The sequence below is a fragment of the Arthrobacter sp. NPDC055585 genome, assembly GCF_053619115.1.
Map to the genome: position 1 here is coordinate 790,473 of NZ_JBSHIT010000001.1, position 13,827 is coordinate 804,299.

At 66.1% G+C, this 13,827-nt stretch carries 13 protein-coding genes; 5 read left to right on the plus strand and 8 right to left on the minus strand.

Annotated elements, in window-relative coordinates; genetic code table 11:
* Nucleotides 1-96: 96 nt before the first annotated feature.
* Nucleotides 97-711 carry a LytR C-terminal domain-containing protein gene (locus tag ACWGQ2_RS03430; RefSeq protein WP_452014334.1) on the minus strand — a complete coding sequence of 205 codons (615 nt, stop codon included), beginning with the start codon at nt 709-711 and terminating at the stop codon, nt 97-99.
* 36 nt (nt 712-747) lie between these two features.
* Nucleotides 748-1,056: a DUF3263 domain-containing protein gene (locus tag ACWGQ2_RS03435; RefSeq protein WP_452014336.1), complete on the minus strand. Its 309-nt coding sequence runs from the start codon at nt 1,054-1,056 to the stop codon at nt 748-750.
* A 138-nt stretch (nt 1,057-1,194) separates the two neighbouring features.
* Here ACWGQ2_RS03435 and ACWGQ2_RS03440 point away from each other — a divergent pair, with 138 nt between their 5' ends.
* On the plus strand, nt 1,195-2,004 hold the full coding sequence (locus ACWGQ2_RS03440; protein ID WP_452014338.1) for a uracil-DNA glycosylase: 810 nt from the start codon (nt 1,195-1,197) through the stop codon (nt 2,002-2,004).
* Between the two features lie 31 nt (nt 2,005-2,035).
* Entirely contained in the window at nt 2,036-2,881 is an 846-nt protein-coding gene (locus tag ACWGQ2_RS03445) for a siderophore-interacting protein (RefSeq protein WP_452014340.1), read from the plus strand.
* Nucleotides 2,882-2,895: 14 nt separating this feature from the next.
* Here the strand turns inward: ACWGQ2_RS03445 and ACWGQ2_RS03450 are convergent, their stop codons facing one another.
* A complete protein-coding gene (locus ACWGQ2_RS03450) occupies nt 2,896-4,473 on the minus strand; it encodes a threonine/serine ThrE exporter family protein (RefSeq protein ID WP_452014510.1) in 1,578 nt (525 codons plus the stop codon).
* 282 nt (nt 4,474-4,755) lie between these two features.
* A complete protein-coding gene (locus ACWGQ2_RS03455; RefSeq protein ID WP_452014342.1) occupies nt 4,756-5,832 on the minus strand; it encodes a lipid II:glycine glycyltransferase FemX in 1,077 nt (358 codons plus the stop codon).
* Between the two features lie 225 nt (nt 5,833-6,057).
* On the opposite strand from ACWGQ2_RS03455, the gene ACWGQ2_RS03460 reads away from it, so the two are divergent.
* Nucleotides 6,058-7,104, plus strand: coding sequence for an LLM class flavin-dependent oxidoreductase (locus tag ACWGQ2_RS03460; RefSeq protein WP_452014344.1), 1,047 nt, complete (start codon nt 6,058-6,060; stop codon nt 7,102-7,104).
* Nucleotides 7,105-7,106: 2 nt separating this feature from the next.
* Here ACWGQ2_RS03460 and ACWGQ2_RS03465 read toward each other — a convergent pair whose 3' ends face one another.
* A complete protein-coding gene (locus tag ACWGQ2_RS03465; RefSeq protein WP_452014346.1) occupies nt 7,107-8,672 on the minus strand; it encodes an MFS transporter in 1,566 nt (521 codons plus the stop codon).
* Between the two features lie 185 nt (nt 8,673-8,857).
* Here ACWGQ2_RS03465 and ACWGQ2_RS03470 point away from each other — a divergent pair, with 185 nt between their 5' ends.
* Nucleotides 8,858-9,169 (plus strand): antibiotic biosynthesis monooxygenase family protein, encoded by a 312-nt coding sequence (locus tag ACWGQ2_RS03470; RefSeq protein WP_452014348.1) that lies wholly within the window; start codon nt 8,858-8,860, stop codon nt 9,167-9,169.
* Between the two features lie 21 nt (nt 9,170-9,190).
* On the opposite strand, the gene ACWGQ2_RS03475 is transcribed toward ACWGQ2_RS03470, so the two are convergent.
* Complete coding sequence (locus ACWGQ2_RS03475; protein ID WP_452014350.1) at nt 9,191-10,105, minus strand: CHAD domain-containing protein; 915 nt, start codon at nt 10,103-10,105, stop codon at nt 9,191-9,193.
* Between the two features lie 141 nt (nt 10,106-10,246).
* Here ACWGQ2_RS03475 and ACWGQ2_RS03480 point away from each other — a divergent pair, with 141 nt between their 5' ends.
* On the plus strand, nt 10,247-11,224 hold the full coding sequence (locus ACWGQ2_RS03480; RefSeq protein ID WP_452014512.1) for an aldo/keto reductase: 978 nt from the start codon (nt 10,247-10,249) through the stop codon (nt 11,222-11,224).
* 1 nt (nt 11,225) lies between these two features.
* Here ACWGQ2_RS03480 and ACWGQ2_RS03485 read toward each other — a convergent pair whose 3' ends face one another.
* Nucleotides 11,226-12,158 (minus strand): sugar ABC transporter permease, encoded by a 933-nt coding sequence (locus ACWGQ2_RS03485; protein WP_452014352.1) that lies wholly within the window; start codon nt 12,156-12,158, stop codon nt 11,226-11,228.
* Nucleotides 12,155-13,762, minus strand: a complete 1,608-nt coding sequence (locus ACWGQ2_RS03490; protein ID WP_452014354.1) for an ABC transporter permease subunit — start codon at nt 13,760-13,762, stop codon at nt 12,155-12,157. The genes ACWGQ2_RS03485 and ACWGQ2_RS03490 overlap by 4 nt, the downstream gene beginning before the upstream one ends.
* Nucleotides 13,763-13,827 lie beyond the last annotated feature (65 nt).

Consider the following 13,827-nt stretch of genomic DNA (forward strand, 5'->3'; position numbering starts at 1 on the left):
GACCTGCTCAACCCGTGCGGCTGGCCCTTACTTTAGCCATCGGCTGCGGCGTCACCCATGGGGTAGAGGGATAGTTATCGAGTCTTAACTAAAGTCTCACTGGAAGCCCGGGCCGGCCACGACCGTCACCAGCGAAAACTCGGGAGAATCGGTGAGCGTCGGGATGCCCAGAAGTGCGGAGAGCTCTTCGGCATTGGCGCGCTGGGCTTGACCGTTGTAGAAGATGACCGAGGTCTGCAGCGGTGCGCCGCCCCAGTTAGCGACCTGCGCCGTCGTCCATCCGTCTGCGCCGATCCGCGCGGAGATTCCGGCGCCCAGACCGGAGATGCCGCTGGCGTTGAGCACAACCACCGGCTGTGTACGGTCAGCTTCCACGGCCTCGGGTGTGGGCTCCGGCGTTGGAGTCGGCTCCGGCGTCGGCGTGGTGGACGGAACCGGGGAGGCACTGGGGCTCGGTGACTGCCCGGTGTCCGCCTCGGGGGTGGCAGAGCCGGACTCGGAGACTGCCGGGCTGGCGCTGCTGCCTTCCCCGATTCCCAGGCGCGGGAGCACAAAGTACGCGGCCAGGCCCACCAGGAGAGCCAGAACACCCACGGTAATGATCAGGCCCACTCCGGAAGAGCGTGCCGGAATAAGCCGCTCACGGTGGACACCTTGGCGGGTCGAGGTCTCCGGGACCTTGTCGAACTCATCCCTGGGGTATTGGCTCATGGCTGCGTTGTCTGTCCTTGGTATCTGTGGGAAGTCCTACGCGTCCGTACCCATGCGGCGGGCAGTACGCGCGCGCTGGCGTGTAGTACGCAGTCTACGCAGCCGCTTAACCAGCATGGGATCGTGCGCGAGTGCTTCCTCGGTGTCGATCAGGGCGTTAAGGACCTGGTAGTAGCTGGTGGCAGAGAGACCAAAAAGATCGCGGATCGCCTGTTCCTTGGCTCCGGAGTATTTCCACCAGGAACGTTCCAGGGCCAGCATCTGCTGGTCCCGCTCGCTGAGGGGACTCTGGGGATCGACCGCGCCCTCAAGTGAAAACGCCGCGGCGTCGGCTGATCCTGCCAATCTTGGTCCCCGTTTCCCGGTGCACCCGGACGCGGGTACGGTCCGGGCAAAGAGTCTGCTTCCAGATGCAATCCTAAACCGGAATAACATCGTTGTCATTCAGGCCCAGGCGGGCCCCGGCTGGGATCCTGGCCCGTAATGCCGAACACTGGAGGGGTGCAGAGCAGTGATGAACCAGCCCTTTTTGATCTCACCCCCGGCCGTAACGGAGGGGAACCGGACGTTGAGCCTCCCGTACCCTTCACCAGCGGGAGCTCACTGGCAGAGCTGATGGACCCGGAGTGGGCCGTAGCCCTGGCACCGGAAACACCCCTGATCCACCGCATCGGAGACGAACTGCAGCGGCGAATCAGCTCCGGGACGCGGATCCTTCCCTCCCCCGCGAACATCCTGCGCGCCTTCACGCTTCCGCTGGAGCAGGTCAAGGTGCTGATCATCGGCCAGGATCCCTACCCCACCCGGGGCCACGCCGTGGGACTCAGCTTCTCCGTCGACCCCTCAGTGCGCCCGCTGCCGCGTTCTCTGGTGAACATCTACAAGGAACTGAAGGAGGACCTGGGGATCGACCCGGCGCCGCACGGAGACCTTAGCGCCTGGGCGGACCAGGGTGTGCTGCTGCTCAACCGCGCCCTCAGCGTCGATGCAGGGCAGGCCAACTCACACCGGAGCATCGGCTGGGAATCTGTCACGGATCTTGCCGTACGCACCCTCGCAGCCCGCCGCCGGGCGGACGGTTCACCGATGCCGCTCGTGGCGATCCTCTGGGGGCGGCAGGCGCAGGCGCTGTCGCCGCTGCTGGGCAGCACTCCGCGGATCGAATCGGCACATCCCAGTCCACTCTCCGCCTCCCGGGGATTTTTCGGATCCCGCCCGTTCAGCCGGGCCAATGAGCTGCTGAAACAACAGGACGCATCCCCGATTGACTGGAGACTGCCCGGGGTACGGTAGAACAACCACCCCGTCCGAGGAGAACACCGCAATGCCTGATGCCCCCGCCACCCGTACGCCGGCACCTGCCCGGCGCGCCCGGCCGACGCACACCATGACGGTGCTGCGCCGCGAACAGCTCTCACCCCATATGGTGCGCATTGTGGCAGGCGGCCCCGGCTTCGACACGTTCACCCCGAGCAGCAGCACGGATGCCTACTGCAAGATCTGGTTCGGCCCCGACGGCAGGCCGCTGGACGGCACCGTTCCCCTGGAACAGCTGCGCGAGCAGACCCCGCGCGAGGAGTGGCCCGTGTCGCGGACCTACACCGTCCGCTGGGTCGACACCGCCCGCCGCGAACTGGCTATGGACTTTGTGATCCACGGCGACGAAGGCCTCGCCGGCCCGTGGGCCAATGCGGCGCAGCCCGGAGATGTCCTGACGTTCGGCGGGCCCGGAGGCGGCTTCGCTCCCGATCCTGCTGCTGACTGGTATCTCTTCGCCGCTGACGAGTCCGCCCTTCCGGCTACCGCCGCCGCACTGGAAGCGCTGTCCGCGGATGCGGTGGGCCACGCTTTCATCGAGGTTGAAGGCCCGCAGGACGAACAGCAGCTGACGCACCCGCAGGGCATTGTGGTGACGTGGCTGTACCGGGGAGCTGACGCTCCGGCCGGCCGCCTGCTCATTGCCGCCCTTGACGCGCTCCCCTGGCATCCCGGCGCGGTGCAGGTCTTTGCCCATGGTGAGCGTGAGGCCATGAAGGGCCTGCGGGACATATTCTTTACCCGGCATAAACTCGACCGCAGCGCAGTCTCGCTTTCGGGCTACTGGGCCGCCGGCCGGACCGAGGACACTTTCCAGGCCGAAAAGCGCACGCCGATCGGCAAAATCCTCTAAGCCCGCGGCGGGAATCAGCGGCGGCGGTTGCGCCGGTCGTTCCCGTTCAGGTTCCGGGTCAGGGGCCGGGCAAGGTTGTCGCCGAAGACCACTCCGCCGGCGATCGCCAGGATCACGGTCAGGGCATTGAACAGGCCGATCACGCCGCCGGAAATGTCATCCAGGCCAATGCTCAGCCCGTACATCGAGCGGAAGATGCTCAGGCCCGGGAAGAGGAACAGAATCGCCGGCACAGCGATGACCAGCTGCGGCGCCCCCATCCGCAGCGCCACGATCCGTGATGCCATGCCGATGACGATCGCAGCGATCGCCGGTGTAAGTCTGGGCCCGATCCCAGCGGCCTCAGAGGCTACGGAGACCAGGAATCCTCCGACGCCGATGAGTACGGTGGGCAGGACAAGGTTGGCGGGCGACTGTTCGGTGATGCTGATGGTTGCCAGGGCAACGGCCAGCAGCAGAACAGTGACGGCAAACGGATACTGCGAGGCCGCGACCCCGGTCACTTCCAGCCGCGGCATGCCCACCAGCGCCCCGGCCACCAGTGCGACGGCGATGCCGGCCACGATTGCGCCGAACGTCAGGAACGCAGAGAGGAAACGGCCCGCGGCTGTCACCGGGAAGCCGTTGATGGCATCCTGCACTGCTGAAACCAGGCGGCCGGTGGGCAGCATCAGCAGGATCCCGCCGGCCACCACAATTCCGGGGGCTATGTCCAGTTCTGCCCTGTCCGTGGCGTCCAGCCACCAGAACAGCATGGCCAGTGCGGTAACCAGGAACCCGCTTGCTGCGGTGGTGAAGAAGTCCGGAACACGCCAGCGGCCCAGTATCCGCTGCAGCAGGCTGACCAGGATGGTACTCACAAAACCCACGGCAGAGCCCAGCGGGCTGCCGCCGATGAACGCGACGATGGCAGCCGCGAAGAGACCGGCCGAGAAGGTTACGGCCCAGCGCGGGAAAGGCTTGGGCTGGTGCACAATTGCGTTCAGCTGCTGCGAGGCTTCGGCGCGGGAGACGTTCCCGTCGACGATGTCCGTCACCAGGCGGTGCACCAGGGCCAGTCCGGCGTAGTTGTTGGTCCAGGAACGGACCACCCGCATTACGGTGATGGGTGTCTGGTCCTTGGGCGAGTAGTTGAGGAGGACGGACTGGTTGGTGATGTCCACCTCGATGTTTTCCAGTCCGTAGGCGGCGGTCACGGCGATCATCGCCGTTTCGACTTCCAGTGCGCCTGCCCCGTAGCGGAACATGGTCTCTGCCATGCCCAGCGCCAGGTCCAGGGTCTTGCGGGCACTGGCGTCCGGCCCGCCGGAGCGGACCCGCGGATTGGCATACGGGCTGCCGGCCAGCCGTTCCACGATGGACATGGCCTGGGTGGGCGGTGTCTCCCCCTGCACCAGGCGGCGCAGCACCCGCCGCGCGGCAGCGGAGGATGAGTCGGCCCGCTGGGCTGCAGAAGGGCTGTGCTGGCGAGGAGTGGTCTTGCGGGCGCGGGGTTTCCCCGAGCGCGGGATTGTTCCCCCCGGGCGGCCGGCTTTTGGCTCAGCGCCGGCGGGTTTGCGGGCAGCCCCGGCTTTGGAGGCTCCCCTGGGCATCCGCGGCACGGAGGACGTAGCGGGCGGCGGCTTCGGTTTGGTGCTGCGCAGGCCACCCGGTCCGGGTACGGCTGGCAGGGCACTGGCCGGCGTCCGCACTGCAGACTGTTCCGTGCCCGGGGCAGCCGCAGGTGTCCGTCCGCGGTCCTTCTCGTCCCGTTTCCCGGGCACCTTGATGATGGGGATCAGTCCCGCCACCGGCTCCGGTGTGGGCGCAGGCCTGCGGCGGTCGTCGTCGTTATCCACGGTGTCCACCCCTGCTTCCCTCCTGGTGAATGCGGTTTAGTAGAACGGCTGGTGGTGGCGCCGCCAGTAAATCTGGCGCGTCACGCGTTCGCCGATGGTGTTCCAGATCCGGTACCGCAGCGGGTCCAGCACCATGTCCCAGCAGCCGGTGAAGTCGGTAACGGTCTTGGAAAAGCTGGTCTTGAACAGGCCCAGCCCGTGGTGCGGGTGTTCCTTGTTCTTCAGCTCGCTGCTGGGCGGGGTGCCGCAGAAATCGTATTCCTCGATCCCAAAGTCTTCCTTGAGTTCGGTCAGTGCTGTCCACTGCACCAGATGCGAGTCCCCGTACTGCTTGCGGCGCGGCTTGGAGCCGCCGTCCTTGTACGTTCCCTTTTTGCCGTACGCGATGACGAAGGCACCCACGCTGGGTTCACCGTTTTCATCGAACGCGAAGTAGAAGCGGCCCTGGCCTGCAGCCACAAAGTTGGACCAGAACCGCTGGTAGTACTCGTAGGAACGCATCCGGGCGTCGGAGCGGTCCTCAATGTGGCTCATGAGCTTGTACATGGTCCGCATGTTTTCTTCGGTGGGCTCCACGCGGCGCACGTCGGCGCCTTCGCGGATGGCCCGGCGGACGGCGTTGCGGGCACGGGAAGAGATGTTCTTCAGGATCTGTTCGGTGTCCGGGGTGGTGTCCAGCAGCGCGGTGGAGTCATTGGGCTGCAGGTTGAACGTCTTGACGAAGCCCGCGGAGGTGAACAGATCACGGATCTCATCGCCGTCCACAATGTCCGGCTCCACCTTCAGCGCGAAGACACGGCGGCGGGTTTCCTTGATGAACCGGCCCAGCGCACGGCCCATGGCCGGCACGTCCTCCGGTGCTGCGGCATCGGGCCCCTTGATCAGGTACCAGAGGCTGCCCAGCAGCGGGACCTTCTTTTCGATCGCCAGGTTGTACGAGGTGTATTCCGGGCAGCTGAAGACCACATAGATCGGGTTCCAGCCGTGGTGTGACTTGACCTCAGCGTACGCAGCGGACTGCAGTACGTTGCCGCCGTTGGGGTTGGACTGGACCAGCTTGTCCCACTCCGCAACCTCATCAGCGGTGGCCAGGCGTGCACTAAAGTCTCGCAAAATTCCTCAACTAGTCCTCGTTGGTGGATCATTCTTCCGCCCCCGCTCGGAGCACCGGCTCCGGGCCGTTTCCAAGTCTATCCGCCGGGTGGACGGGCCCTGCACGGCATTGGCCCGGCGCGCCGGGTGGCGCCAGCCACGCTGTGCGGGAATACCCCGCGTTCCGGCGCGGTTGTGCGCAACAATAGATGCATAAGCATATTTACGACGACGAAGGCGGCGGCAGTGGCACAGCACATAGAACTTGGACTGGACACGTTTGGGGACGTGACGCAGAACGGGGACGGAGCGAAGCTGCCCATGCCCGAGGTTATCCGCAACGTTGTGGCCGAAGCAGTGCTCGCCGATTCCGTGGGACTGGACTTCATCGGCATCGGCGAACACCACCGGGACGACTTCGCGGTGTCCTCGCCGGAGACAGTACTGGCTGCCATTGCCGGCCAGACCAGCCGCATCCGGCTTGGCTCCGCCGTGACGGTGCTCTCCTCCGATGATCCGATCCGCGTGTTCGAGCGCTTCGCAACCCTGGACGCGGTTTCAAACGGCCGGGCAGAGGTCATCCTGGGCCGTGGTTCCTTTACCGAATCCTTCCCGCTGTTCGGATTCGACCTGTCCGACTACGAGGTCCTGTTCGAGGAAAAGCTTGACCTGTTCACCAAGCTCCTGAACGAGGAGCCCGTCACCTGGGAGGGCAGCATCCGCCCGCCGCTGCGCAATGTGCAGGTGTACCCGCCAACACAGGACGGACACATTCCCGCCTGGATCGCGGTCGGCGGAACCCCGCAGTCCGTGGTGCGGGCCGCGCATTACGGACTGCCGCTGATGCTGGCCATCATCGGCGGCGAGCCGGCACGGTTCACCCCGTTCGTTTCCCTCTACAAGCGTGCGCTCAAGGAGTTCGGCAAGCCTGCCCTGCCCATTGGCGCGCACTCCCCCGGCTACGTTGCTGCCACGGACGAGCAGGCACTGGATGAAGCCTGGCCGCACTATGCACAGATGCAGAACCGCATTGGCCGCGAGCGCGGCTGGCCGCCGGTCTCCCGGGCCGAGTACGAGGCGGGTGCCGGCCCTGAGGGCGCCCTGTTCATTGGTTCCCCCGAAACCGTCGCGGACAAGATTATCCGGACGGCCCGGACCCTGGAGCTCTCCCGCTTCGACCTGAAATACAGTCTGGGCACCCTGCCGCACGAAAACCTGATGAAGTGCATCGAGCTTTACGGCACCCAGGTGGCTCCGGCCGTCCGCGCGGCCCTGGCCGCAGACGGAGAATAGAACTAGGCATCGGCCGGGAGGAACCACCGTGTTCGTGGTTCCTCCTGTGCCAGCCCGGCTGCCCGCTCGATATTCTTGCGGTCGGCACCCGTGAGCCGCTGGTGTTCCTGGCGCATGTACTCCCGCCAGGTGGGAACGTCATAGACCTCACGGAACTGGCTGGAGTCGGTGACCGAGTGCACCAGCTCCCAGGTTGTCGCCCCGGTCCGCAGCCGGGAGAGCCGCACTTCACGCATGGCTTCCACAAATTCCGAAGCCTTCTCCGGGTCCAGCTCGTACGCCACCAGGATGGTCACGGGTCCGGCACCCGGATCCGGCTCGGACTCAACTTCCAGTCCCAGGTCAGGTTCGGGAACGCTGCGGTCCAGCTGCCCGGCACCGGGCAGCAGCGGCAGCGGTACAACGCTGGCGGCAACCAGCAGGAGGACGACGGCGGCACCGGCCAGCACCGGGGCGTAGCCGAACGCTGTGGCCAGCGAACCCCACAGCACCGACCCAAGTGCCTGCGTTCCGGTGAGCACCATCAGGTACACGGCGAGTCCGCGTGCACGAACCCATTCCGGCAGGGTGAGCTGCATGGCGCTGTTAAGCGTGGAAAGCGTGTTGATCCAGGCCATTCCGGCCAGGACCAGCAGGATTGCCAGCGGAATGGGCGGCAGGTAACCGGCAGAGAACACTGCCGCACCAAAGACGGCAGCGGAGGCCCCCAGCAGCACAGTGTCCGGAAACAGCCTGCGGGTCCGCACCAGGAGCGCCACTCCCAGGATGGCCCCGGCGCCCAGCGCTCCGAGCAGCAGGCCATAGCCGGAGGACCCCAGGCCCAGATGCCCGTTCACGGCAACCGGGAGCAGCGCGTAGAGGGCACTGGCCGGAACCAGGAACAGGATGCAGCGCAGCAGGATGCGGCGGATCCGCGGTGCCGCCCGGATGTAGCGCATCCCCGCTGCCAGTGCCTCCCCCAGGTGTTCACGGTCCTCAGGGCTCTGCGGTGCACTGCGCCACAGGAAGACAGCCAGAGCCGTCCCGAGGAAAGACAGCGCGTTGAGCCCAAACACAAAGGCCGGTCCGGCGGCCGAGACCAGTAGGCCGCCCAGGGCCGGCCCCACGGCCCGGGCGGCGTTGACGGCCACGGACCCGAGCGCAGACGCTGACCGGATCTGCTCGCGCGGAACCAGCGACGGGGTCACAGCCTGCCAGGCGGGGGAACTGAGCGCGACGCCGCAGCCGATCAGGAACGTGTAAAGCAGCAGGGAATCCGGTCCCAGCAGGCCCAGGGCGGCGATGACAGTGAGCAGGCAGCCGGCACCGGCGGCGAACAGGTTGCTGCCCAGGATCAGCCGCCGCCGGTTGAAGGCATCGGCCAGGACGCCTGCCACCAGGCCAAGGAGCAGCGCCGGGGCCAGCGACGCCGACTGCACCAGGGAGACCAGGACCGGGCTCGCTCCGCTCTCGACGAGGTACCACTGCGCGCCGACGGTCTGCATCCAGCTGCCGACGTTGGATCCCAGCTGCGCCAGCCACAGGATCAGGAACCACCGGTATCGAAGGGGTGCCCAGGGAGATTCCATCGGATTCCTCCGTCGGTGGCGGCGCTCCGGGGCCGGGGCCTTGTCCGCGGGACCAGTGCGCCTCACTGGCAGGGTAGGTCCGCCGCCCTGCGGAGTCCAGAGCACGGCCCTGCCGGGAGTATGCTGACACCGTGTCACCAAAACTGGCCCCCACTGAAGATGCGGGCCCGGAAAGGAAATCCCCCATGTACGTGGTAGTCAACACCCTGGAAATCACGCCTGATACAGCCGAAGCCTTTGAGAAGGCCTTCATCGACAGCATGGCGCATCTTGAAGGCGTTCCGGGTCTCGGCCGCAGCACTCTAATGCGGCCCGAGGGTGCCTCCAACACCTACCTCTCCACCATGGAGTTCGATTCCAGGGAGAGCTTCATGGACTGGCTGAAGTCGGATTCATTCAAGGCTTCGCACTCGGACGACCAGGCTCCCGGAATGCAGGCACCCAATGCTGTGGCTTCCTACACCGTCATTAAGGACACCGCCCTCACCGACGCTTAGCAACATGTGCCGGGGTGCCGCCTACCAGCCGTGCGCCCCGGCAAAACCCTTCCACAGCCGGCGAAAGTGCTTCTCCGACCGGCGTGCGCGCTGCTCCTCGACGGCGTGCAGCCGGCCATAGGTGAATCCGCTGCCGCCGCGGCCCGGATGCGCACCCAGCCGGACCAGGAGTTCGCGCGTAACCACACTGTCCTGGTGCTCACCGAGCGCCTTCTGAACGCTTTCTGCTGCTTCCACCATGGAGGAGGCATGCCCGCCGCCCACCGGCACATATGCCTCGGCGGCGTAGCGCAGCCGTTTTGCGTCCTTGCGGGCTTCATGGAAGATCTCTGCCCGCCGCCCGTCGTCGTGCTCCTGCCGTGCTTCACGGACACGGCCCCGCAGCCGGCGCAGGTCGCGGCGGATCAGCCGCCTGCCGACTTTCCGGGCCGGCTTACCTGCCGGGCCGGTGAACTGCGGATCCGCCAGGAGCGCGCCGAGTTCCTCCACCAGCACCGCATAGCGCTCTGCGTCCAGTTCGCGGTGAATGGCCTTGACCGCATCGTTGTAGCTGCCAGTGAGCTCCGCATCGATCCGCTCGGACACCGGCCCCCGCACCAGCTCAGCCGGCTGGGCAGCTACCAGCTCCTGCAGCCGGTGGCGCATCACCTGGGCATCGCGGGCAGCGCCCAGGACCTGGGCAAGCCATTTGAGTTCAATGCGGATCCGTTTGGCCGGCTCCTCAGGCAGGAGTTTGCGGTAGCTGGCGAGCACTGAGCGCAGCCGGCGGGTGCTGACCCGCATCTTGTGGATCGCATCGGACTCCCCGGCGCGCAGCCTGTGCTCCTGCCGCAGCATCTCCGCGTACTGCTCCGAAACGTATGCCAGCAGCGCCTCCCCGGCTGTGCCGCCTCGTCCTGCCACGGGGGCGGCTGGAAGGTCGGTTGCGGAAGCCATGGCTCAGTATAGGCAGGCGCGCCCCGTGCGGGGCAGACCCCCTGTACCCGGATACGGGCACCGCCGTAGCATCAGCTGTACCGGCCCGGAGCCGGAACAGCCGCCGCCCGAGCCCTCCTGGAGGCCAGGACCATGAACTCGATGCGCTACGTCAAGCTAGGCCGGTCAGGAGCCACCGTTTCGGCAATCGGGCTGGGCTGCCTGAGCTTCGGAGACCCGGGCCGGGGAACACACTCCTGGACGCTGCGGGAGGAGGAGTCCAAGGCCTGCATCCGCCGGGCCCTGGAACTGGGCATCAACCTCTTCGACACCGCCAATGTCTATTCCGCCGGCGACAGCGAGCGCATCCTGGGCGTGGCCCTGCGCGAGTACGCCCGCCGGGAAGAGGTTGTCATCGCCACCAAGGTTCACGGGGAAATGGCGCCCGGACCCAACGGCTGGGGGCTGTCCCGCAAGCACATCCTGTGGCAGGTGGAGGACTCGCTGCGCAGGCTCGGCACCGACTACATCGACCTGTACCAGATCCACCGCTGGGACAGCTCCACTCCGCTGGAGGAAACCCTTGCCACCCTCGACCAGCTGGTGAGGGACGGAAAGGTCCGGTATCTGGGTGCCTCCACAACCTACGCCTGGCAGTTCGCCCGGGCCCTGGACGTGCAGCGGCAGAACGGCTGGACACCGTTCATCACCATGCAGGACCACTACAACCTGATCTACCGCGAGGAGGAGCGGGAAATGTATCCGCTCTGCCTCGAAGAAGGCGTAGGCGTGCTGGCCTACTGTCCGCTGGCTCGCGGCCGCCTGGCCCGGCCGTGGGACGGGGAGAGCCGCCGCAGCGGGCACGATTCCCTGGCCGACTCCATGTACGGAGCGCATGAGGAGACCGACCGCCGGATTTCCGATGCACTGGGAACCGTGGCCGGGGCTCACGGGGTGTCCAGGGCACAGGTTGCCCTGGCCTGGGTGCTGGGCCACCCCGTGGTCACAGCTCCCCTGGTCGGTGTCACTTCCCTGGCGCAGCTCGACGACGACGCCGCGGCCCTGGACCTGGAACTCACCGTTGAGGACCAGGCGCTGCTCTCAGAGCATTACGTGCCGCACGGCGTCGTCGGCTTCTGAGCTAGCCTTTCACCGCACCGGCTACCAGCCCGGATGCGATGTAGCGCTGCAGGAACAGGAACAGCGCCATGACGGGCACTGCCGCCAGCACCGCGCCCGCAGAGAAGACACCCCAGGTCCGGGACTGGTTATCCCCCACGAAGGAATAGAGCCCGACGGCGAGGGTCTGGGTGTCCGGGTCATTGAGCACAATCGAGGCGATCATAAACTCCCCGGTGGTGGTGATGAAGGTCAGCAGTCCGACGATCGCCAGGATGGGCGTCACCAGGCGCAGGATGATGGTGAAGAAGATCTGGAAGTGCCCGGCACCGTCAATCCGCGCCGCCTCATCCAGGGTCTTGGGTACGGTGTTGAAGAACCCGTACATCAGGTAGGTGTTCACTCCGAGTGCTCCGCCCAGGTACACCATGATCAGGCCCAGCTGGCTGCCCAGACCCAGCCAGGGAACTATGTCGGAGATCTCGGAGAGCAGCAGGAAGATCGCCACCACGCCGAGCATCTGCGGGAACATCTGAAGCAGGAGCAGGCTCAGCAGTCCCATGCGCCGTCCGGTGAAGCGCATCCGGGAGAAGCAGTAGGCGGCGAGCGCGCCGAGGAAGACGGTGGCGGCGCTGGTAACCAGGCCGATCACCAGGGTGTTCATAAACCAGCGGGCAAATGGCTTCTGCGGGTCCGTAAACAAGGCCTGGAAGTTGTCGAACCCGATGTCCCTGAACAGGCCGCTGGAGGCAACCAGCGTTCCGGTGGGACTCAGCGCGGCGGAGAGGACGTAGGCCAGCGGAAGCAGGGCGAAGGCCGTCATGACCAGTCCCACCAGGTGCCGCCAGCCGGTGTCCTTGAACCAGGCACCGAAGCTGCGCCGACGCACCCTCAGGGGCGGGGTGCCGGCGGTTTCGGCGGCGGGGCGGGGAGGAAGGGCGGTGGAGGTGCTCATGAGTTCACTTCTTCCAGCGACTTGGTCTGCCTGAAACTGATGGCGGAGATGACGGCCACGATGATGAAGATCAGGATCGCCAGCGCGCTGGCGAGCCCGTAGTCACGTCCGGTGCCCTGGCCAAAGGCGACCTTGTACACCACGGTGATCAGCAGGTCCGTGGCACCGATGTCCTGGCTGGTGCCCGGGAAACGCGGACCGCCGCCGGTCAGCATAAAGATCACGTTGAAGTTGTTGAAGTTGAACGCGAACGTGGAGATCAGCAGCGGGGCGGTGGAGACCAGCAGCAGCGGCAGTTTGATGGACCGGAAGATCCGCCACGCTCCGGCGCCGTCCATCCGGGCTGCCTCGTTGACTTCCTCCGGCAGGGACTGCAGGGCACCGGTGCAGACCAGGAACATATAGGGGAAGCCCAGCCACGTGTTGACCAGCAGCACGCTGGCTTTGGCGAGCCAGGGATCGTTCAGCCAGGGTATGGAGGCGCCGCCGAAGAAGGTGCCGTTGATGAACCCGAATTCCTGGTTGAGCATGCCGGACCAGACCAGACCGGCAAGGAAGGCCGGGAACGCGTACGGCATGATCATCAGCACGCGGTAGATTTTCTTGCCCCGGAGGGTGGGGTGGTTGAACGTGATGGCCAGGAAGAGCCCCAGCCCGAAGCACAGTGCCACGGAAGCAACTGCGAAGGTAAAGGTCCAGCCGATCACGCTCAGCAGCGGCCCGCGGAGCTCAGGATCGGAGACGGCGCGCTGGAAGTTCTCGAAGCCGACGTTGATCTTCCAGCCGGTGGCCAGGCGCTCTCCGTCATCCGAGACGAAGGAGCCTTCTCCCCCGTCCCGGTAGACGGTGCCGGTTTCGGAGTTCGTGAAGGTATCGGCTGCCTCGTCATAGACCAGGACCGGTTTGTAGACGTAGGCGTTGGACCCGTCGGCGGTGGCCAATGTGCCGTCGTCGAGGTCCTCGGAGAACGGGACCTTGAGTGCCAGGATTTCGGACTGGCGGTTCAGCAGGTCGTTGAAAGCGAGGGTTTCATACCCGTCGACGCCGGTCGCCTTTCCGGTACTGTCCGTCTGCGCACCGCTGACCTCTTCCAGCGGCATCTCGGCGCCGCCGAGCTGGACCCCGCCCTCCGGATCAGTGACCAGCAGGAACAGCTCGCTGCCCTGTTCAAGGACGGAGACTGCGTAGGCCGGGGAATCGGGCACCCGCTGCTGCGCGGTCAGGGAGATGGCCGCGACGGCGTCTTCCTTGGTGCTGTTGTGTCCGTCGCCGTAATTGGTGAACGCCACGTAGCCGCTGTAGACGACCACAAAAACCTGGAAGACCAGCAGGAACAGCACTCCCGGCGCCAGATACTTTGCGGGCAGCCCGCCCCGGCGCAGGTAGATCCAGTTGATGATCACCGTGACGGCTGATGCCACGCCGAACACCACCCACTCCTCGTTGAGGAACAGGGCCATCAGGACGTAGACGGCAAAGGCGTCCACGAGTCCGAGCAGCACGATCTTGGCCAGGGTCCCGGCCAGCGAGTCGGGGCTGCGGCGCCGGGGCCCGGCAGGTGCGGGTCTAACGGGTCGGACGGGTGTGTCCGTTGAAACGGCCATGATGTTCTCCTACAAGTGGCCCGAACCGGGATTGCTCCCTGTCCGGGCCACTAAAGCGGGTGCGG

What these genes read in the sequence shown, in the direction of transcription:
- ACWGQ2_RS03430 (WP_452014334.1), bottom strand. Translation starts at nt 711, where the DNA reads ATGAGCCAATACCCCAGGGATGAGTTCGACAAGGTCCCGGAGACCTCG.
- ACWGQ2_RS03440 (WP_452014338.1), top strand. Translation starts at nt 1,195, where the DNA reads ATGCCGAACACTGGAGGGGTGCAGAGCAGTGATGAACCAGCCCTTTTT.
- ACWGQ2_RS03445 (WP_452014340.1), top strand. Translation starts at nt 2,036, where the DNA reads ATGCCTGATGCCCCCGCCACCCGTACGCCGGCACCTGCCCGGCGCGCC.
- ACWGQ2_RS03450 (WP_452014510.1), bottom strand. Translation starts at nt 4,473, where the DNA reads ATGCCCAGGGGAGCCTCCAAAGCCGGGGCTGCCCGCAAACCCGCCGGC.
- ACWGQ2_RS03465 (WP_452014346.1), bottom strand. Translation starts at nt 8,672, where the DNA reads ATGGAATCTCCCTGGGCACCCCTTCGATACCGGTGGTTCCTGATCCTG.
- ACWGQ2_RS03470 (WP_452014348.1), top strand. Translation starts at nt 8,858, where the DNA reads ATGTACGTGGTAGTCAACACCCTGGAAATCACGCCTGATACAGCCGAA.
- ACWGQ2_RS03475 (WP_452014350.1), bottom strand. Translation starts at nt 10,105, where the DNA reads ATGGCTTCCGCAACCGACCTTCCAGCCGCCCCCGTGGCAGGACGAGGC.
- ACWGQ2_RS03480 (WP_452014512.1), top strand. Translation starts at nt 10,247, where the DNA reads ATGCGCTACGTCAAGCTAGGCCGGTCAGGAGCCACCGTTTCGGCAATC.
- ACWGQ2_RS03485 (WP_452014352.1), bottom strand. Translation starts at nt 12,158, where the DNA reads ATGAGCACCTCCACCGCCCTTCCTCCCCGCCCCGCCGCCGAAACCGCC.
- ACWGQ2_RS03490 (WP_452014354.1), bottom strand. Translation starts at nt 13,762, where the DNA reads ATGGCCGTTTCAACGGACACACCCGTCCGACCCGTTAGACCCGCACCT.